At 66.8% G+C, this 18,406-nt stretch carries 19 protein-coding genes and 1 riboswitch; of the genes, 14 read left to right on the top strand and 5 right to left on the bottom strand.

Features of this window, described 5'->3' with window-relative positions:
- Positions 1-8 precede the first annotated feature (8 nt).
- The gene (cobO, locus tag ACVIYL_RS38665) at positions 9-662 is read right to left on the bottom strand and encodes a cob(I)yrinic acid a,c-diamide adenosyltransferase (protein ID WP_168857103.1); all 654 of its coding nucleotides are present in this window, start codon (positions 660-662) and stop codon (positions 9-11) included.
- 36 nt (positions 663-698) lie between these two features.
- Positions 699-910: riboswitch (cobalamin riboswitch) on the top strand.
- Between the two features lie 94 nt (positions 911-1,004).
- Between cobO and ACVIYL_RS38660 the strand changes: the two genes are divergently transcribed.
- Genes ACVIYL_RS38660 through cobJ form a run of 7 tightly spaced genes read left to right on the top strand, consistent with a single transcriptional unit; the run spans position 1,005 to position 8,912 of the window.
- A complete protein-coding gene (locus tag ACVIYL_RS38660; protein ID WP_456781018.1) occupies positions 1,005-1,379 on the top strand; it encodes a DUF1636 family protein in 375 nt (124 codons plus the stop codon).
- Complete coding sequence (gene cobW, locus ACVIYL_RS38655) at positions 1,376-2,410, top strand: cobalamin biosynthesis protein CobW (RefSeq protein ID WP_253609414.1); 1,035 nt, start codon at positions 1,376-1,378, stop codon at positions 2,408-2,410. The genes ACVIYL_RS38660 and cobW overlap by 4 nt, the downstream gene beginning before the upstream one ends.
- On the top strand, positions 2,410-5,658 hold the full coding sequence (cobN, locus tag ACVIYL_RS38650; protein WP_456781017.1) for a cobaltochelatase subunit CobN: 3,249 nt from the start codon (positions 2,410-2,412) through the stop codon (positions 5,656-5,658). The genes cobW and cobN overlap by 1 nt, the downstream gene beginning before the upstream one ends.
- Positions 5,655-6,818, top strand: a complete 1,164-nt coding sequence (cobG, locus tag ACVIYL_RS38645; RefSeq protein ID WP_456781016.1) for a precorrin-3B synthase — start codon at positions 5,655-5,657, stop codon at positions 6,816-6,818. Before cobN ends, cobG begins: the two co-directional genes overlap by 4 nt.
- Positions 6,818-7,447, top strand: a complete 630-nt coding sequence (locus ACVIYL_RS38640; RefSeq protein ID WP_456781015.1) for a precorrin-8X methylmutase — start codon at positions 6,818-6,820, stop codon at positions 7,445-7,447. Before cobG ends, ACVIYL_RS38640 begins: the two co-directional genes overlap by 1 nt.
- A gap of 2 nt (positions 7,448-7,449) precedes the next feature.
- A complete protein-coding gene (locus ACVIYL_RS38635) occupies positions 7,450-8,181 on the top strand; it encodes a precorrin-2 C(20)-methyltransferase (protein ID WP_456781014.1) in 732 nt (243 codons plus the stop codon).
- Entirely contained in the window at positions 8,178-8,912 is a 735-nt protein-coding gene (gene cobJ, locus ACVIYL_RS38630; RefSeq protein ID WP_456781013.1) for a precorrin-3B C(17)-methyltransferase, read from the top strand. The genes ACVIYL_RS38635 and cobJ overlap by 4 nt, the downstream gene beginning before the upstream one ends.
- Here the strand turns inward: cobJ and ACVIYL_RS38625 are convergent.
- Positions 8,888-9,637 (bottom strand): cobalt-precorrin-6A reductase, encoded by a 750-nt coding sequence (locus ACVIYL_RS38625; RefSeq protein ID WP_456781012.1) that lies wholly within the window; start codon positions 9,635-9,637, stop codon positions 8,888-8,890. The genes cobJ and ACVIYL_RS38625 overlap by 25 nt on opposite strands.
- Here ACVIYL_RS38625 and cbiE point away from each other — a divergent pair.
- Genes cbiE through cobF form a run of 6 tightly spaced genes read left to right on the top strand, consistent with a single transcriptional unit; the run spans position 9,636 to position 14,765 of the window.
- Positions 9,636-10,817 carry a precorrin-6y C5,15-methyltransferase (decarboxylating) subunit CbiE gene (gene cbiE, locus ACVIYL_RS38620; RefSeq protein ID WP_456781011.1) on the top strand — a complete coding sequence of 394 codons (1,182 nt, stop codon included), beginning with the start codon at positions 9,636-9,638 and terminating at the stop codon, positions 10,815-10,817. The two genes, ACVIYL_RS38625 and cbiE, sit on opposite strands and share 2 nt — an antisense overlap.
- Complete coding sequence (locus ACVIYL_RS38615; protein WP_456781010.1) at positions 10,814-11,182, top strand: cobalamin biosynthesis protein; 369 nt, start codon at positions 10,814-10,816, stop codon at positions 11,180-11,182. Before cbiE ends, ACVIYL_RS38615 begins: the two co-directional genes overlap by 4 nt.
- Complete coding sequence (gene cobM, locus ACVIYL_RS38610) at positions 11,179-11,976, top strand: precorrin-4 C(11)-methyltransferase (RefSeq protein ID WP_456781009.1); 798 nt, start codon at positions 11,179-11,181, stop codon at positions 11,974-11,976. The genes ACVIYL_RS38615 and cobM overlap by 4 nt, the downstream gene beginning before the upstream one ends.
- Complete coding sequence (locus ACVIYL_RS38605; protein ID WP_456781008.1) at positions 11,973-13,283, top strand: cobyrinate a,c-diamide synthase; 1,311 nt, start codon at positions 11,973-11,975, stop codon at positions 13,281-13,283. Before cobM ends, ACVIYL_RS38605 begins: the two co-directional genes overlap by 4 nt.
- Positions 13,280-14,008 (top strand): uroporphyrinogen-III C-methyltransferase, encoded by a 729-nt coding sequence (cobA, locus tag ACVIYL_RS38600; RefSeq protein ID WP_456781007.1) that lies wholly within the window; start codon positions 13,280-13,282, stop codon positions 14,006-14,008. The genes ACVIYL_RS38605 and cobA overlap by 4 nt, the downstream gene beginning before the upstream one ends.
- A gap of 7 nt (positions 14,009-14,015) precedes the next feature.
- Complete coding sequence (cobF, locus tag ACVIYL_RS38595) at positions 14,016-14,765, top strand: precorrin-6A synthase (deacetylating) (protein ID WP_456781006.1); 750 nt, start codon at positions 14,016-14,018, stop codon at positions 14,763-14,765.
- Between the two features lie 574 nt (positions 14,766-15,339).
- Here the strand turns inward: cobF and ACVIYL_RS38590 are convergent.
- Positions 15,340-15,846, bottom strand: a complete 507-nt coding sequence (locus ACVIYL_RS38590; RefSeq protein ID WP_229189277.1) for a YkgB family protein — start codon at positions 15,844-15,846, stop codon at positions 15,340-15,342.
- A 37-nt stretch (positions 15,847-15,883) separates the two neighbouring features.
- A complete protein-coding gene (locus ACVIYL_RS38585) occupies positions 15,884-16,420 on the bottom strand; it encodes a carboxymuconolactone decarboxylase family protein (protein WP_253609403.1) in 537 nt (178 codons plus the stop codon).
- 131 nt (positions 16,421-16,551) lie between these two features.
- Here ACVIYL_RS38585 and ACVIYL_RS38580 point away from each other — a divergent pair, with 131 nt between their 5' ends.
- Positions 16,552-17,544: an AraC family transcriptional regulator gene (locus ACVIYL_RS38580; protein WP_253610050.1), complete on the top strand. Its 993-nt coding sequence runs from the start codon at positions 16,552-16,554 to the stop codon at positions 17,542-17,544.
- A 54-nt stretch (positions 17,545-17,598) separates the two neighbouring features.
- Here ACVIYL_RS38580 and ACVIYL_RS38575 read toward each other — a convergent pair whose 3' ends face one another.
- Positions 17,599-18,270: a peroxiredoxin-like family protein gene (locus tag ACVIYL_RS38575; RefSeq protein WP_253609402.1), complete on the bottom strand. Its 672-nt coding sequence runs from the start codon at positions 18,268-18,270 to the stop codon at positions 17,599-17,601.
- Positions 18,271-18,406: the final 136 nt, after the last annotated feature.

Here is an 18,406-nt window from a genome sequence, read left to right as displayed (position 1 = left end):
GATGCCCGTCAGAACTCGACGCCCGGCTGGGCCTTGATGCCGGAGCGGAACGGATGCTTTACCAGCGTCATCTCGGTGACGAGATCGGCAATCTCGATCAGCTCCTCCTTGGCGTTGCGCCCGGTGAGCACGACATGGGTCATCGGCGGCTTCGACGTGGTCAGGAAGTCGACGACATCGGCGATCGCAAGGTAATCGTAGCGTAGCGCGATGTTGATCTCGTCGAGCACGACCATGCGCAGGCTCGGGTCCGCGATCAGCTGCCTGGCCTTTTCCCAGCCGGCTTGCGCCGCCGCGATGTCGCGGGCGCGATCCTGCGTCTCCCAGGTAAAGCCTTCGCCCATGGCGTGAAATTGACACAGATCGCCGAAATGCCCGGTGAGCAGGCGGCGCTCGCCGGTATCCCAGGCGCCCTTGATGAACTGCACCACGGCGCAGGGAAAGCCGTGCGCCACACAGCGCACGATCATGCCGAACGCGGAGGACGATTTTCCTTTGCCGGCGCCGGTATGAACGATGATCAGGCCCTTTTCACCGCTCTTGGTCGCCATGATGCGGTCGCGGGCGGCCTTCTTTTTCGCCATCTTGTCCGCGTGGCGCGCATCCGGCGAAAGATCGGTGCCGACGGCGCCGTCTTCAGCGTCCTTTCCATCAGAAGTCATCACATTCCTTCGGCTTGACAAGTGCGAGGCTTGGACGAATGGTGGTCCTGCGTTGGTTCCTGTCCTACGACAGGCGAAGAGGGAATGCGATAGGGCTCCGCTAAATCGGGCCCGAAGCGCAGCCGCCCCCGCGACCGTGACCGGAGAGATGCCCAAGCCACTGATTCCATACGGAGTCGGGAAGGTGGGCATCGAAGGGTAAAACCTGCTCCGCAAGCCGGGAGACCTGCCAACGCAGCATGTTGTGAAACCGGCGGACGGGGTGTTCCGCGACGGGGAACGAACCTGTCCAAAATCGGTTCGTGTGCCTCATCGCTTCCCGCTGTCAATCCAGGAAGGGCGATGAGCGTTACACTTCATGTCTGCATCACCTGCCGCGCCGGCCAGACGCCGGCGGAAGGTGAGCTCGCGCCCGGTGCACGCCTGCATGCCGCGCTTGTCGAGGCCGGCGTGCCTGATGACGTCAATCTGGTTCCCGTCGCATGCCTGTCGGCCTGCAGCCAAGGTTGCTCGGTCGCGCTCAGCGCGCCGGGGCGCTGGTCCTATGTCTACGGCCGACTGTCCGCTGATAATGCCGCGGATGTGATCGCCGGTGCCTCCGCCTATGCGGCGGCGCCCGACGGCATCGTGCCGTGGCGCAGCCGTCCGGAAATCTTCCGCAAGCAATCGCTCGGCCGCATTCCACCTCTTCCCGTCGTGCCGGAGGCCGCAGAATGACCACGCTCGCCAAAATTCCGGTCACCGTCGTGACCGGCTTTCTCGGCTCCGGCAAGACGACACTGATCCAGCATCTGATCCGCAATGCCAACGGCAAGAAGCTCGCGGTACTGGTCAACGAATTCGGCAGCGAAGGCGTCGACGGCGACATCCTGAAGTCGTGCGCCGACGCCAATTGTCCGGCCGAGAACATCGTCGAGCTCGCCAATGGCTGCATCTGCTGCACTGTCGCCGACGATTTCATCCCGGCGATGGAGCAGTTGCTAGCGCGGAACGTGAAGCCCGATCACATCGTGATCGAGACCTCGGGGCTCGCCCTGCCGAAGCCGCTGCTGAAAGCGTTCGACTGGCCGGAGATCCGTTCGCGGATCACGGTCGACGGCGTGATCGCGCTCGCCGACGCCGAGGCCGTCGCCGCCGGCCGTTTTGCGCCTGATCCGGCCGCGGTGGATGCGCAGCGTGCAGCGGACGACAATCTCGACCACGAGACGCCGCTGTCGGAAGTGTTCGAGGACCAGATCGCCTGTGCCGATATCGTGCTGCTGACCAAGGCGGATCTCGCCGGGGCGGAGGGGATCAAGGCAGCGAAAGCGGTGATCGCGGCCGAGATGCCGCGCGAGGTGCCGATGTTGCCCGTCGTCGACGGCACGATCGACGCGCGCGTGATCCTCGGGCTCGGGGCGGCGGCGGAAAGCGATCTCGCGGCGCGGCCGTCGCATCACGATGGCGAGGAGGAACACGAGCACGACGATTTCAATTCCGTCGTGATCGATCTTCCGGAAGTTTCGGATGTCGACGCGCTGGTCGCCTCGATCAAGGGGCTGGCGCGCGAGCAGAACGTGCTGCGCGCCAAGGGCTACATCGCGGTCGAAGGCAAGCCGATGCGGCTGTTGGTGCAATCGGTCGGCGAGCGGGTGCGGCATCAGTTCGACATGCCCTGGGGTGCCCGGGCGCGGCAGTCGAAGCTCGTCGTGATCGGCGAACATGCCGACATCGATGAAGCCGCGATCAGGGCACGGCTTGGTGTCTGATGCACGTCGTCTTCCGCGAGAGCCGCGGCCTTGAGGAGACCGCGACGCCAAGGGACCTCGGCCAGGATCCGGCCGATCTCGTGGTGTTGTCGTTTTCCGACAGCGATCTTGCTGCCTTCGCGGCCGGCTGGCGGCGCGGCCGTGCTGCGCTGCCGTCGCTGCGGCTCGCCAATCTCGCGGAGCTGCGCCATCCGCTGTCGGTCGATACCTATATCGAGCGGACGCTCTCGCACGCCCGCGGCATTCTGGTGCGGCTGATCGGCGGCGAGCCCTATTGGTCATACGGGCTGGCCGCGGTGCATCGGCTGGCGAAGGAGCGCGGCATTGCCCTGGTGGTGCTGCCGGCGGATGGCCGCGACGATCTGCGGCTCGATGAATTCTCGACCTTGCCGGTCTCGACGCTGCGCCGTCTGAAGGTGCTGTGCGACAAGGGCGGCCCGGTTGCCGCGCAGGCCGTGATCGCGCAACTGGCGCTGGCGTCCGGACTCTATGCCGGGCCGGTGGTCGGCGAGATCGATCTTCCCGAGATCGGCGTCTACGATTCCCGGCGCGGTGCCATCACGGCGTTGCCGGCACCGGACGGCCGGCCGCGCGTGCTGGTGACGTTTTATCGTTCCTACCTCGCGGCAGGCGATACGGCGCCGGTCGATGCATTGATCGATGCATTGCGTGAGAGGGGCTTTGATGCTCATGGCGTGTTCGTCACTTCATTGAAGGCGGCGGGCGTGGCCGATTGGCTGCGCGTTCAGTTCGCGCAATGCGCTCCAGCGGCGATCGTCAATGCGACCGCGTTTTCCGCGGCCGGTGACGACGGCACGGCGCCCTTCGACGCCGCATCATGCCCGGTGTTCCAGGTCGCGCTGTCGACCGCGCGGCGCGAGGATTGGGCCTTGTCGCTCCGCGGGCTCTCGCCCGGCGATCTCGCGATGCATGTGGTGCTGCCGGAGGTCGATGGCCGCCTGTTCACAGGCGTCGTGAGCTTCAAATCGCCTGGTGAGCGCGATCCCGAGCTGCAATTCGCGCATCTTGCGCATCGACCGGATGCCGAGCGCGTCGCTGCAATTGCCGCACGCGTGGCCGCCTGGCATCGGCTTGCCAGCAAGCCGGCACCGGAGAAGCGGTTTGCGCTGGTGCTATCGAACTATCCCGGCCGTCCACATCAGATCGCGCATGCCGTCGGCCTCGATGCGCTGGCTTCGGTCGAGGCATTGCTGGCTGATCTCGCGGCCGCGGGATTTGACCTTGAGCCGGTGCGGTCGCTAGGCGACATTCTTTTGCGGAGGACTTTGACGTGGAACGTCGCCGACTATCGCGCGGCGCTTTCCGGCCTTCCCGAGCTGCTGCAGGACGATCTCAGCCGCGCATGGGGCGCGCCGGAGGATGATCGGGATTGCCGTGACGGCGCATTTCATTTCGCTGCGATCTGCTGCGGCAAATCGGTCATTGCCGTTCAGCCGGAGCGCGGTGAGGTAGGGCAGCGCGACGCCGACTATCACGATCTCTCACGCACGCCGCGCCATGCCTATGTCGCGTTCTATCTGTGGCTCAGGCAGCAGGCCATCGATGTCGTCGTCCACATCGGCGCGCATGGCACGCTGGAATGGCTGCCCGGCAAGTCGGTTGCGCTGTCATCCGCATGCTGGCCGGAGGCGCTGATCGGAGATCTGCCTGTTGTCTATCCCTTCATCGTCAACGATCCCGGCGAGGCCGCGCAGGCCAAGCGCCGGATCGGTGCCGTGACGATCGGTCATCTGCCGCCGCCGCTCGCGAAGGCCGTAGTGCCGGAAGGCCTGCGCAATCTCGAGCGCTTGCTCGATGAGTATTCGACCGCCGATGGTCTCGATCCGGCGCGGCGGCGGCGCCTAATCGCCGCGATCCGCGACGAAGCGCGCATCGCCGGGCTGGAGGACGATCTCGGTCTCGCCGTGTCGGTCTCGGCGGCCGAGGCCATTCCGCAGATCGATCGTTTCGTCTGCGACCTCAAGGAAAGCCAGTTCGGCGACGGCCTGCATGTGTTCGGGCAGGGCGCTTGCGGTGAGGCGGAGAGGGCGGCGCTGCGCGATGCGCTCGCGGGGCGGCGCGTGGCGCCGGGGCCGTCGGGCTCGCCCTATCGCGGACGCCGCGACGTGCTGCCGACCGGACGTAATCTGTTTGCGGTCGATCCGCGCGCGGTGCCGACGCCGTCGGCGCATGCCCAAGGCGTGAAACTCGCCGAGGAGCTGTTGCGGCGTCATTTGCAGGATCACGGCGACTGGCCGAAGGGACTCGTGGTCGACCTCTGGGGCTCCTCGACGATGCGCACCGCCGGCGAGGACTTTGCGATGGCCCTGCATCTCGCCGGCATCGCGCCGCGCTGGGATCATGGATCGGGGCGGGTGTCGGGCTACGACATCATCGCGCCGGCGGAACTCGGCCGGCCCCGCATCGACGTCACGCTGCGGGTGTCGGGGCTGTTCCGCGACGTCTTCTCACGCCTGGCCCAGTTGTTCGAAGCCGCGGCGGAGGCGTTGTCCGAACGCAGCGATGAGGCGGACGAGAATCCTTACCGGCAGCGTATCGCGCGCGTGTTCGGTCCTCGCCCCGGACATTATGGCGTTGGCATTTCGTCGGTCCCCGACGTCTTCACACTGGAGGCGCGCGAGGCGGCCGGCGAAGCCTGGCTGTCGGCATCGTCGTGGGCTCTCGCATCCGACGGCGAGATGCGGCCCGATCGCGCCGGCATCGAGGCGCGGCTCGCGGCTGCGGACAGTTTTGTTCACACCCAGGATCTGCCGGAGACCGATCTGCTGCTGGCGGCCGACTACGCCGCGCACGAGGCGGGCATCGCGGCGGCGGCGAGGCGTCTTGGCACGAAAGCCCCATCGCTCTATCACCTCGATGCGACGCGGCCGGATCAGCCGCATGCCCGGGCGTTGACCGAGGAAATCTCACGGGTGGTGCGAGTGCGCGCGGCCAACCCTGCCTGGATCGCGGGCATGATGCGCCATGGCTTCCGTGGTGCCGCCGAGATATCGGCGACGCTGGAGCACATGGCGGCGTTCGCCCATCTTGCCGGCGCGGTGCCGCCGCATCTGTTCGATCTCTACTACGATGCGACGCTCGGCAATGACGAGGTTCGCGGCTTCATGGCGCGCGAGAACGCGGCGGCGCTGGCTGCGATCGAAACCTGCTTCATGAGATTGCATGAAGCCTCGCTCTGGCAGACGCGGCGCAATTCGATTGCGGCTGCGCTGCAGGAGGCCTCATGAGTGCGGTTGCGGTCAAGGGCTGGTGTCCAGGCGCGCTGCGGCCGATGCTATCAGGCGATGGCCTCGTGGTGCGCATTCGCCCGCGCGGCGGACGGTTGGACGCGGCGCAGGCAGCGGGAATCGCCAGGCTGGCGGCGCGATACGGCAACGGCCTGATCGACCTGACCAGCCGCGCCAATCTCCAGATCCGCGGCGTCAGCGATGAAGCTTATCCGCCCCTGGTCGATGGGCTCGCTGAGCTCGGGTTGCTGGACGCGGGCGCGGACATCGAGGCGCAGCGCAACATTCTGGTGACGCCGTTCTGGACTGCCGCCGACGAGACGCGCTCGCTTGCGACCGAGCTTGAGCAGGGGCTTGCCGGTGCCTCGCTTGATCTTCCAACCAAGTTCGGCTTCGCAATCGATGATGGCAATGCGCGGATGCTGGCGGATGCGTCCGCCGACATCAGGATCGAGCGCGATCGCAACCGGGGACTGCTGGTGCGGGCCGATGGCGCGCAGCGCGGGCTTTCAGTCATGCGGAGCGAGGCTGTGCAGGTCGCGCTGGCGCTGGCCGAATGGTTCGTCGCCTCCGGCGGAACCAGGGGTGAGCGGCGACGGATGGCGGCTCATCTCGCCGGCGGCGCGAGCCTGCCGCGGTCGCTTCGCGGTGATGCCGAGCCAGTCGGCCAATCATCGAGTCCCATGCCGGGCATCTATCCAATCGGCGCGCTGGTTGGCGTCGCCTTCGGGCAGATGCCGCACCAGACGCTCAGCGACCTTGCCGGGAGTGCGCAGGCTCTTCGCATGACGCCGTGGCGGATGATGCTGGTGGAGGGGATGCGCGAGATGCCCGGTGGGGGGGACCTCGTGACTGATGCCGGTGATCCCAGGCTGCGCGTGGTCGCCTGCAGCGGCGCACCGCGCTGCGGCGATGCGCATGCGGATACGCGTATGCTGGCATCGGCGCTCGCGCGGCATGTCCCACCCGATGCGCGGCTTCACGTCTCCGGCTGCGCCAAGGGCTGTGCCCATTCCGGTCCTTTGGATGTCACCCTCGTTGCGACAATTGACGGCTTTGATCTGATCCGCCGCGGCGCGACGCGGGATGCGCCGGTCCTCCGAGGGTTGATCAGTTCGTACCTCGTTGCAAATCCTACCGTGCTGACGGGAGGCCATTGATGCCGCACGTCTACGAGACCGACGGCGCGGCGATCTATCGCCAGTCCTTTGCCACCATCCGCTCCGAGGCCGACCTTGCCCGCTTCACGCCAGACGAAGAGCCGGTGGTCGTGCGCATGATCCATGCCGCCGGCATGGTGGGCCTGGAAGCGCATGTGCGCTTCACATCGGGCATGGCTGCACGCGCGCGAGCCGCCTTGCAGGAGGGCGCGCCAATCCTCTGCGACGCGCGCATGGTGTCGGAGGGAATCACGCGCGCGCGGCTGCCGGCCGGCAATGCAGTCATCTGCACGCTTGGTGATGTTAAGGTGCCTGCGCTTGCTCAATCGATGCGCAACACGCGCTCCGCGGCGGCGCTCGAGCTGTGGCGGCCGCATCTGGCCGGCGCCATCGTCGCGATCGGCAACGCGCCGACGGCGCTGTTCCATCTGCTCAACATGCTGGAAGATCCCGATTGCCCACGGCCGGCGGCGATCATCGGCTGTCCGGTCGGCTTTGTCGGCGCGGCGGAATCCAAGGCGGCATTGATGGCTGAGCCCCCCGCGCCGGCGCTAACGGTCGAGGGACGGCTCGGTGGTTCGGCGATCACGGTTGCCGCTGTCAATGCGCTGGCGAGCCGGAGCGAATAGCGATGGGACGCATCATCTGCTGCGGCCTCGGCCCAGGCGATCCGGACCTGATGAGCGTGCGTGCCGACCGCGTTGTGCGTGCTTCGAAGCACGTCGCCTATTTTCGCAAGAAGGGCCAGCCGGGGCAGGCACGCCGCATTGTCGAAGGCTTGCTCGCCGCAGACGTCAGCGAATATCCGATGGAATATCCGGTCACCACGGAAATCGCGTTCGACAGTCCGGACTATGCGCGCCTGCTGGCCGACTTCTATGACGAATGGGCCGAGCGCCTGGCGCGATTTGCGCGCGCGATCGACATCGTCGTGCTCTGCGAGGGCGATCCCTATTTCTATGGTTCGTTCATGCATCTGCATGCGCGGCTGCAGGGGCGTGTCGAGATCGAGGTGATCGCCGGCATTCCCGGCATGGTCGGCTGCTGGAATTCGGTGGGGCAGCCGATTGCGCTGGCCGACGATGTGACGACCGTTCTGATGGGGACGCTGCCGGAGGCGGAGCTCGCCGAGCGGATGCGCAGCTCCGACGCGCTGGTCGTGATGAAGACCGGTCGCAATCTTCCGAAGATTCGCCGCGCGCTGGCGTTCGCGGGGCGCCTCGATGATGCGTGGCTGGTCGAACGCGGCACCATGCCGGATCAGCGCGTCGCACGGCTTGCAGATGTCGGCGAGGCCGATTGTCCGTATTTTGCGATCGTGCTGGTGCACGGGCAGGGGCGGCGCAGGGAGGCCGCGCAATGACCGGCACGCTGACCATCGCGGGGCTCGGACCGGGCGATGAGGCGCTGATCACGCCGGAGGTCGCTGCTGCGCTCGCGGCTGCGACCGACATCGTCGGCTACGCGCCCTATGTGACCCGCGTGCCGCCGCGCGCCGGGCTCACGCTGCATCCCTCGGACAATCGCGTGGAGTTGCAGCGCGCCGCTGACGCGCTGCGGCTCGCATCGGAAGGAGGCCACGTCGTCGTGGTGTCCTCGGGCGATCCCGGCGTGTTTGCGATGGCATCGGCCGTGTTCGAAGCGCTGGAGGACGCGCCGCAATGGCACGACCTGCCGATCCGCGTTCTGCCCGGCGTGACGGCGATGCTGGCGGCGGCCGCAAGCGCCGGCGCACCGCTCGGTCATGATTTCTGCGCGATCAACCTCTCCGACAATCTCAAGCCATGGCCGCTGATCGAGAAGCGCCTGCGGCTTGCAGCCGAAGCGGATTTCGCGATCGCGATGTACAATCCGCGCTCGGCCAGCCGGCCGGAAGGTTTTGGGCGCGCGCTCGAGATCTTGCGCGAGGCGGGCTGTGACGAGCGGATCGTGGTGTTCGCGCGCTCCGTCAGCACGCCCGAGCAGCGGATCGAGACGGTCGAACTGCGCGACGCAAGGCCAGAGATGGCCGACATGCGGACGCTCGTGATCGTTGGCAATTCGGCGACACGGCGGGTCGGCCGCTGGGTCTATGCGCCGAGGCAGGTCCGATGACCGAGCCATTGCATCGCCTCGCTCACGCTTTCCACCCGCGGCCTCTCGGGCAGCAGTGGCCGCGTGATCATGATGACGGGAAGGCCGAGCACGCGGGCGGCGTCGATCTTGGCGCGCGCGCCGGTTCCGCCGGAGTTGCGGGCGACGATCCACTCGATGCGACGTGCGCGCATCATCGCGAGTTCGCCCTCGAGCGTGAAGGGGCCGCGCGAGACGATGACGTCGGCATCGGGCAATGGCAGCGCTTGCTCGGGCGGGTCGACGAAACGCAACGTATAGGCATGCTGCGGCCGGTTGCCGAACGGCGCGATATGCTGGCGGCCGATCGCGAGGAACACGCTGGCGCGGCTGTCCGGCAAGGCCGCGGCTGCGGATACGACGTCCGCGACCTCGATCCAGCGATCACCGGAGGTTTTGTCCCAGGGCGCGCGTTCGAGCGCGAGCAGCGGCGTTGCGGTCTGCGCGCACGCCGCGATGGCGTTGCGGCTCATCTCGGCCGCGAAGGGATGCGTCGCATCGACCACATGCGTGATGGCTTCGCGTTGCAGATAGTCGGCAAGACCGCTGACGCCGCCGAAACCACCGCTGCGGACCGGCAATGGCTGGTCAGCCGGCGCACGGGTGCGGCCGCCATAGGAATAGACCGCGTCGATCCCCGCGCTTGCGATCGCAGCGGCGAGCAGATTGGCATCGGCCGTTCCGCCCAGGATCAGGGCGCGCATCATGGATAATCCCTGGTTGACCATCATCGGCATCGGCGAAGATGGCCTTGCCGGCCTCTCCGATGCAAGCCGAAAGGCGCTCCGTGAAGCCGAAACAGTTTTCGGCGGCGAACGGCACCTCGCGCTCGCCGGCATCGCCGACCGTGGCCGTGCCTGGCCGGTGCCGTTCGATGCGAACATCGTGCTGAGCTGTCGCGGCCGTCCGACGGTGGTGCTCGCGTCGGGCGATCCGTTCTGGTATGGCCTCGGCGGAAGCCTTGTCGAGAAGCTGCAGGCCGGTGAGTGGGACGCGCACTCCGCGCCGTCGACGTTCTCACTGGCGGCGGCTCGTTTGGGCTGGCGTATCGAGAATGCTGTCTGTCTCGGTCTTCATGCCGCGCCGTTCGAGCGGCTGTTGCCGCATCTCGTGCGCGATGCACGGATTATCTGCCTGCTGCGCGACGGCAACGCGGCGTCCAACCTCGCGCGCTGGCTGACGGAGCGTGGTTGGGGGGCGTCGGCAATATGGACGCTTGCGGCGCTTGGCGGACCGCGTGAATCCATCACGCGGCATCGCGCCGACTCGTATGCGGGTGATTCAGGCGAGAGCCTGGTCGCGATCGCGCTGGAGGCGCGGGGAGCAGAGGGAATCGCACGCAGCTCGGGTCTTGCCGATGCGCTTTTTGTGCATGACGGGCAACTGACAAAGCGGCCGGTCCGCGCGCTTGCGCTGTCGGCGCTGGCGCCGCGGCCCGGTGAGCGGCTGTGGGACGTCGGCGCGGGCTCGGGCTCGATCTCGATCGAGTGGGCGCTTTGTGGAGGGGTGGCGATCGCCGTCGAAGCCCGTAGCGAACGCGCCGCCAACATCCGCAGCAATGCGGCGAGCTTCGGCCTGACACACCGGATCACCGTAATCGAAGGCGAGGCGCCCGGCGCATTATCGGACCTCGCCGCGCCTGATGCCGTGTTCATCGGTGGCGGTCTCGACGCCGCGATGTTCAATGCGATCTGGTCGCGGATTGCGCCGGGAACGCGGTTGGTTGCACATGCGGTGACCCTGGAGACCGAGGCGCTGCTCTGCGATCTGCACCGGCGTCATGGCGGCGAGTTGATGCGCCTCGAGATCGCGCAGGCCGAGCCATTGGGCCGCTATCGCGCCTGGAAGGCCGCACGGCCGATCGTGCAATGGAGCGCGCTCGGATGAAGGTCGCTGGTCTCGGATTCACGCGCAATGCCAGTGTCGCGTCCTTGCGCGACGCGCTCGACGCGGCCGGCGGTTCCGACGGCCTTGCGGCCGTTGCGACGGTGAGTGACAAGGCCGACGCGGCGGCATTGAGAGACTTGGCGCGGGAACTCGGGCTGCCGGTCCGGAGCATTCCGGCCGGGATCCTGGCTGAGATAAGGACTGCAACGCAATCCGAGTTCATCAAGGCAAGATTCGGAACGGGCTCGGTCGCCGAGGCTGCGGCAATCGCTGCAGCAGGGCGCGGTGCGCGCCTGATCTCGGTCAGGGCCGCGTCACAGGATCGGATGGCCATCGCGGCGATCGCGGAAGGAGACGGCGAATGACGGTGCATTTCATCGGCGCAGGACCTGGCGCTGCCGATTTGCTGACCCTGCGCGGGCGCGATCTCATCGCCTCGTGCCCGGTTTGTCTCTATGCCGGATCGCTGGTGCCATCGGGTGTTCTGGCGCATTGTCCGCCGGATGCGCGCATCGTCAACACCGCGCCGCTGTCGCTCGACCAAATCATCGCCGAGATCGCTGCCGCGCATGCGGAGGGCAAGGACGTCGCGCGGCTGCATTCGGGCGATCTCTCGGTCTGGTCGGCGATGGGCGAGCAGCTGCGCCGGCTGCGCGCGTTGCAGATTCCGTATTCGGTCACGCCCGGGGTGCCGGCCTTCTCGGCGGCTGCGGCGGCGCTGGAGGCCGAGCTGACGCTGCCGGGCCTTGCGCAATCGGTGGTGCTGACGCGCACGCCGGGCCGGGCGAGCGCGATGCCGGATGGCGAGACGCTCGCAGCCTTTGCCGCGACCGGCGCGGTGCTGGCGATCCATCTTTCGATCCATCTGCTCGACAAGGTCATGGCCGAGCTCACGCCGCACTACGGCGCGGATTGCCCGGTTGCGATCGTCTGGCGCGCGAGCTGGCCGGACCAGCGCATCGTGCGCGCCACGCTCGCGACGCTCGATACCGCCGTCGGCCCCGAGCTCGAACGCACTGCGCTCATTCTGGTCGGCAAGACACTCGGGGCGGACGAATTCGCCGAGAGCCGTCTCTATGCAGCCGACTACGACCGCCGCTACCGCCCGGTCGGGGCGGTGCCGCGTTTTCCGGAGTCTTCGCCGGAATCATCGCAATGACCGCGGGGCTCGTCATCTCCGCGCCGGCATCCGGTGTCGGCAAGACGACGCTGACCCTGGCGTTGGCGCGCGCCTATCGCAATCGCGGCGTGAGGGTGCAATGCCTCAAGAGCGGGCCTGACTACATCGATCCCGCCTTTCACGCGGTCGCCACGGGACGCGCGTCGGTCAACATCGATAGCTGGGCGATGGCGCGCGAAGCCATCGCGCATTTGGCAGGCCGCGGCGCGGATGCCGATCTCGTGCTGGCGGAAGGCTCGATGGGACTGTTCGACGGCGTCGCCGCGCGTGGCGTCTCGGGAACCGGCGCCACCGCCGACATCGCCGAGATGATGGGATGGCCGGTATTGCTGGTGATCGATCCCTCCGGCCAAGCACAGACGGCAGCGGCAGTCGCGGCGGGATTGCGTGATTTTCGCGCCGGCGTACGGCTTGCCGGCGTCGTCCTCAATCGCGTCGCGAGCGCACGGCATGAAGCCCTGGTGCGCAGTGCCATGGAAGGCGCGGGCATCCCGGTGTTGGGATCGCTGCCGCGCCACGCCGAGATCGCCTTGCCGAAGCGTCACCTCGGCCTGGTACAGGCCGAAGAGCAGGCTCAAATCGACGGTCTGATCGACGAAGCCGCAAGCTTCGTCGCCGAGCATGTCGATCTCGACGCCGTGCTGAAATCGGCCGAGGTCTGGTCGCCGCAATCCGCCGTGCCCAGCCTGGACATCACGCCGCCCGGCCAGCGCATTGCGCTGGCGCGCGATACCGCATTCTCGTTCGTCTATCCGCACATGCTGGAAGCCTGGCGAGCGGCCGGCGCTGAGATCGTGACGTTCTCGCCGCTTGCGGACGAAGGCCCCGACGCGGACGCCGATGTGTGCTGGCTGCCCGGCGGCTATCCCGAACTGCATGCCGGCCGGCTTGCGGCCAACAGGCAATTTCTCGGGCGGCTCCGCGCCTTCGCCGAGACGCGGCCGGTGCATGGCGAATGCGGGGGCTACATGGTGCTGGGCGCCGCATTGACCGATGCCGACGGCGTGCGCCACGAGATGGCGGGCCTGCTCGGCCTTGAGACGAGCTATGCCAAGCGCCGCATGCATCTGGGCTACCGGCTCGCCGAGCTCGCCGCACCGATGCCCGGCCACGGCCCAGGCGCACGGCTGCGCGGCCACGAGTTTCACTATTCGACGATCATCGCGCAGCCCGACACGCCGCTCGCGGTGGTGCGTGATGCGACCGGTACGATCGTTGCGGAGACCGGATCGCGGCGCGGCTGTGCGACGGGTACATTCTTCCATCTGATTGCGGAGGACCGGTGAGCGGATTCGTTTCCTTCGTCTCGGCCGGTCCCGGCGATCCCGAACTCCTGACCATGAAGGGAGCGGCGCGGCTGCGCGAGGCCGATGTGGTGCTCTATGACGATCTTGCCTCGGGCGCGATCCTCGATCTCGCGCGCGCCGGCGCCAACCTCGTCGCGGTCGGCAAGCGCGCCGGCCGCCTGTCGGCGAAGCAGCACCATGTCAGCCGGCTGCTGGTCGATTATGCCACCGCCGGCGTGCGGGTCGTGCGGCTGAAATCCGGCGACGCCGGTATTTTTGGACGGCTCGAGGAGGAGGTCGAAGCGCTGCGCGCGGCCGGCATCGGCTACGAGATCATTCCCGGCGTGACCTCCGCGTCGGTTGCCGCCGCGCAGGCCGGCATTCCGCTGACGCGACGGCTGACCTCGCGTCGGGTCCAGTTTGTCACCGGCGCCGATGTGACGGGCGAATTGCCCGCGGACCTGAACTGGGCGGCGCTGGCCGATCCGGAAGCGACCACCGTCGTCTATATGGGGCGGCGGACCTTCCCGGCATTGGCCGCAAGGCTGATCGCGCACGGCCTCGCGCCCGACACGCCCGCACTGCTGGCGGAATCGCTCGGCCACGCCGACGAGCGGCTGCTTCGCACCACGATCGCAGCGCTGGCCGAACAGCTCACGCAGGCAGGCGCGGCCACGGCGGCTGCCGTCATTCTGTTCGGTGCGCTGGCGCCGGAGCGAGGGTGACGCGGCCATGTTGACGCTGTCCCTGATCGGCATCGGTTGTGGTGATCCCCGGCAGCTCACTTTCGCTGCGACCGCCGCGATCAATGCCGCCGACCTGATCCTGATCCCGCGCAAGGGGACGGCGAAGTCGGATCTCGCCGAGTTGCGTCGCACCATCTGCGCAGAAGCGTTGACCAATGACCGCATACGCATTGCCGAGTTCGACCTGCCGGTGCGTGACGCTGGTGAGGAGGACTATCGCAAGGGCGTGGACGATTGGCATGATGCGATCGCCGCGACGTGGTCGCAGGAAATCGCGCGCCATCTCGGCGGGGAGGGACGCGTCGCCCTGCTGATCTGGGGCGATCCCTCGCTCTACGATTCGAGCCTGCGGATTGCGCGCCGGCTCGATCCGTTGCCATCGATCGAGGTGATCCCGGGCATCACGTCGATCCAGGCGCTGTGCGCGGCGCATGCGCTGCCGCTCAATGAGATCGGCGAGCCGTTCCTCGTCACGACCGGCCGGCGGCTGCGCGAAGGCGGCTGGCCGCCCGGCCTCGACACCGTGGTCGTGATGCTCGACGGCGGCGCCGCCTTCCAGACGCTGGATCCTGCCGGACTGCAAATCTGGTGGGGCGCCTATCTCGGCATGCCCGATCAGATCGTCATGGCGGGGGAACTGGCAGAGGTGGGCCCTCGCATCGTCGCCGCGCGACGAGACGCACGTGAGCGGCACGGCTGGATCATGGACAGCTATGTCCTGAAGCGGAGATCGTGATCCGGATTTTGCTCCGGCGGCATTCCATGCAGCGGGGCCGCTAGGTCTTCAACCCGCGAATCGAGGGTTGGATGGTCAGGCGGTAAGCGACAAGCCTGTCGCCATCGAACTGCTCGAGGGTCGTCTCGCAAACCGGGCAGCGATACTCGCCCTCACTTCCTGACCTGGATGCCAGCTCAAGGCGTCGGAATCCAGCCCCGCAACGCGGGCATGTGACGTCGTCCTTCTTCATCAACTCACCCCAGAACAACACCGGCGCTCCTTTTTAGCGCAGACCGCGCGGCGGAACTATGTTCATGGCCGGAGAGCTACCGGATCATTCGTGCATGGAAGCGGCGGTGCGTCGTCGAGCGGGCGACAGCGCAGCCGATCGCGCGGAGCGCGTGGCCGATTTTCAACGCATTATGCAAGTTCGGCAATGGGTTATGGCTCGGCTCTTAAAGAGCATGGGCCGCTGGACCGTGCAGCAATAGTGACTGCCATGTCGTTGTGTTCGAGAGAAATGCTGCGTCTGCTCAATACCACGCGCGATCGCCGGCACGCCCGAGGCCCACCGGCGATCAATCGCGATCAGCTATTGCCTGATCAGACGAACCACGTCCTGTCGCAGCAGGTAGAACGAGACGGCGAGCAGGACGACGTCCTTCATCAGGAACGGCACGTTGCCGGTCATCGCGGGGAAGCCACCGGCGGCAACGTCCCAGCCATCAGGCATGAACGGAATGATGGTGACCGTCGCGATGAAGGTTCCGGTCGAGCCGAGGGCGCCGAGCACGCCGAGCCGCTTGTCCCAGAAGCCCGCGAGCAGCAGCGAACCGAACGTCCACTCCGAGGCGCCAAGGAAGTAGCTGGCGCCGGCGTGGCCGAACGCTGGGTACAGCCACCAGATCAGCGGCCCGTTGCTGATGAACGGGACCAGCCGTTCGAATTCGTACGGAAACCACTTCTGGTAACCGAAGAACAGGAACATGATCACCATCGCGGCCCGGACGACGTGATAGTCGAGATCTTCCGCGAGCAGGCCGGACCTATGAAGCGCGCGGACAAGCGGATTTTGTGTGGTGTTGGCAAGCGTGGTCATGGTCGTGATCCTTTTCGCGTGACATCGCCCGGTCGCTTCACGCGACTGCCGGGAAGTCGATGTCGGTGTCGTTGATGCGGTTGAAGACGTTGGTGAAGACCGTGGTCGCAAACGCCAGGCTGATCTCGACCAGCTGTGCGTCGCTGTAGCCGGCGGACTTGATCGCGGCGAAATCCCCGTCGCTGACGGTGCCGCTCGACTGCGCGAGCTTGCGGACGAAATGCACGAGCGCATCGCGCCGGGCGTCACCGGTCGGCGCTCCGTTGCGGATCTGCTTGAGCACATCGGCATTCACGCCGGCGAGCCTGGCGAGATGCGAATGCGCGGCGACACAATAATCGCAGCCGCCGGCTGCGCTGATCACGAGCTTGACGACCTCCAGGTCGCGCCGGGGCAGGCTGCCGCCGGTCAGCACGGCATCGGCCGCGAGGATCGACTTGAGCGCGGCCGGACCGTGGGCCGCAATCGCCGCGTAGGTGTTCGGGACGGCGCCGATCGCCTTCTTGATCTGGGCGTAGATCTGGCCCGACGGGCCGGTATCGGTTTCGAGATTGGGGGTTGAGAGACGAGACATGGTGGCACTCCTTGTTCGGGGTGGTGAACGATTGCGGAGTGACATTAGGATCGAGATTTGAGACATTGAATGTTCATATTGCTCGTTTATATGCTCAATCGTCTCAAGTGCTGCTTCAGGGGAATTTGGCTATGGATTGGCTGAGCCGGCTGTTCGAGATGATGCCGGTGCGCGGGCGGCTCGACCTGCGCTGCAGCTACAGCGTCCCCTGGCGTATCGAGCAGGGACCGGGTGTAACCAGTGAAATCCCCTATCATGCGGTGCTTGCCGGCTCGGCGATCCTGGACGACGCCGCGGGCGGACGGCCGTTGCTGCTGAAGCCCGGCGATATTCTCCTGCTTCCCGGCAACCCGCGACACGTGATGCACGACGGAAGCGGGGCGACACCGCTGCCGGCGCGCAACCGGGCGGCGGAGAATTTCACGATCAGCGAAAACCTCGGATCGGACGAACGGCTTGACCTGTTGTGCGGGCACTTCGCGATTGCACCGCCACACGACCGTCTGTTGCGCGGTTATCTTCCGCCGCGTCTTGTCGTGCATGCCGGCACGCGTGCGGGAAAGGGAACGGCTGCGCAGCTCGCCGGGCTCGTGTCGCTGATGCGCAGCGAAACGGCCGACGATCATCTGGGCGGCCACGCCATGCTGAATGCGCTGTCCACGGCAATGTTCGCGCTTGTGCTGCGGCTTGCCAGCGAGACCGATGCAACGTCACGGGGACTTCTCGCCCTGGTCGGCGATCCCAGGCTCGCACCGGCCGTGGCCGCCATGTTCAAGGAGCCCGCGCATGCGTGGTCGCTGCCGGAGCTCGCACGGCTTTGCAACATGTCGCGCGCCACGCTGGCGCGGCAGTTCCAGGACAAGCTCGGGCGATCGGCCAGCGATCTGCTCACTGATATCAGGATGACGCTTGCGGCGAACGAGTTGAAGGGATCATTGCTTTCGACCGGCGCCGTGGCAGAGATGGTCGGATATCAATCGGAGGCCGCCTTTCAGCGCGCCTTCAAGAGCCACATGGGCGTGACGCCGGCGCAGTGGCGAAAGACGCAACACTCCGGGGATGTGTTGGCCGGCGCCGGCGCGCCCGCCGATCCGGAGGGGAGTACGCCGGCCGCACATGCCTAGCCTGCGAGAGGAAAGCAGCCGCTGGTCACTCGCCACCGGCCAATCTGCGCGCTGTCATGCTTTCACGGTCGCCTGCTGGAGGACAGCGATCATGTCCTCGGGCTCGGGTCGGCGGGTATAGTCGGGGTTGACTTCGGAGTAGAGGATCACGCCGTCTCGTCCGATGACGTAGCGGGCCGGCATCGGCAGCGTCCAGCTCGGATCGTCGTTGAACGTCGGCAGATCGTTCTTCAGCTGCTTGTAGAGCTCGACCAGATAGTCGGGCAGGTGGAAGCGCAGTCCGAAGGCCTCGCCGACCTGACCCTTCACGTCGGACAGGATCGGGAAGGAGAGCTTGTTCTGGCGCACCGACTTGCGGCTGTTCGGCGCGGTCTGCGGCGAGATCGCGACCAGCGCGGCGCCGTATCTATCGAATTCCGGCTTGGCCGCCTCGAGTGCCTGCAGCTCCATGTTGCAATATGGGCACCAGACGCCGCGGTAGAAGCTGAGCACCAGCGGGCCGCGCTTCAACAGATCGGTCGAGTTGACGATGTTGCCCTCGGGATCGCGGAGCGAGAAGGCGGGGGCGACATCGCCCGCCTTCCTGGCGCGCTGGGCGGTACCGGATGCGATCAGCTCCGCGGTGGCGCGGTGCATGATATCGATGACTGGTCGCGGAACGTTGTAGGGCGGCTTTCCGGCTTCGAAATCGGCCTTGAAAGCGTCGAGCCTGGCTTGCAGCGACATGACGGTTCTCCTTGGTTTCTGCGTGGTGGACGGCGGAGCCGTCCGGTTTGTTGAACTCACACGCAGGAAGCTAAAGGAGATGGCCACGTCGGGTAGCGCTGCCGTCCGACTAGCGCTTATTCCTGTCCAGAATAAG

The sequence above is a fragment of the Bradyrhizobium sp. USDA 3315 genome, assembly GCF_054056795.1.
The sequence above is the reverse complement of the archived record's forward strand: the minus strand, read 5'-3'. Positions and strand labels throughout refer to the sequence as shown.

Coding starts and splice junctions, on each gene's coding strand:
- cobO (WP_168857103.1), bottom strand. CDS start 662: ATGACTTCTGATGGAAAGGACGCTGAAGACGGCGCCGTCGGCACCGAT.
- ACVIYL_RS38660 (WP_456781018.1), top strand. CDS start 1,005: ATGAGCGTTACACTTCATGTCTGCATCACCTGCCGCGCCGGCCAGACG.
- cobW (WP_253609414.1), top strand. CDS start 1,376: ATGACCACGCTCGCCAAAATTCCGGTCACCGTCGTGACCGGCTTTCTC.
- cobN (WP_456781017.1), top strand. CDS start 2,410: ATGCACGTCGTCTTCCGCGAGAGCCGCGGCCTTGAGGAGACCGCGACG.
- cobG (WP_456781016.1), top strand. CDS start 5,655: ATGAGTGCGGTTGCGGTCAAGGGCTGGTGTCCAGGCGCGCTGCGGCCG.
- ACVIYL_RS38640 (WP_456781015.1), top strand. CDS start 6,818: ATGCCGCACGTCTACGAGACCGACGGCGCGGCGATCTATCGCCAGTCC.
- ACVIYL_RS38635 (WP_456781014.1), top strand. CDS start 7,450: ATGGGACGCATCATCTGCTGCGGCCTCGGCCCAGGCGATCCGGACCTG.
- cobJ (WP_456781013.1), top strand. CDS start 8,178: ATGACCGGCACGCTGACCATCGCGGGGCTCGGACCGGGCGATGAGGCG.
- cbiE (WP_456781011.1), top strand. CDS start 9,636: ATGGATAATCCCTGGTTGACCATCATCGGCATCGGCGAAGATGGCCTT.
- ACVIYL_RS38625 (WP_456781012.1), bottom strand. CDS start 9,637: ATGATGCGCGCCCTGATCCTGGGCGGAACGGCCGATGCCAATCTGCTC.
- ACVIYL_RS38615 (WP_456781010.1), top strand. CDS start 10,814: ATGAAGGTCGCTGGTCTCGGATTCACGCGCAATGCCAGTGTCGCGTCC.
- cobM (WP_456781009.1), top strand. CDS start 11,179: ATGACGGTGCATTTCATCGGCGCAGGACCTGGCGCTGCCGATTTGCTG.
- ACVIYL_RS38605 (WP_456781008.1), top strand. CDS start 11,973: ATGACCGCGGGGCTCGTCATCTCCGCGCCGGCATCCGGTGTCGGCAAG.
- cobF (WP_456781006.1), top strand. CDS start 14,016: ATGTTGACGCTGTCCCTGATCGGCATCGGTTGTGGTGATCCCCGGCAG.
- ACVIYL_RS38590 (WP_229189277.1), bottom strand. CDS start 15,846: ATGACCACGCTTGCCAACACCACACAAAATCCGCTTGTCCGCGCGCTT.
- ACVIYL_RS38585 (WP_253609403.1), bottom strand. CDS start 16,420: ATGTCTCGTCTCTCAACCCCCAATCTCGAAACCGATACCGGCCCGTCG.
- ACVIYL_RS38580 (WP_253610050.1), top strand. CDS start 16,552: ATGGATTGGCTGAGCCGGCTGTTCGAGATGATGCCGGTGCGCGGGCGG.
- ACVIYL_RS38575 (WP_253609402.1), bottom strand. CDS start 18,270: ATGTCGCTGCAAGCCAGGCTCGACGCTTTCAAGGCCGATTTCGAAGCC.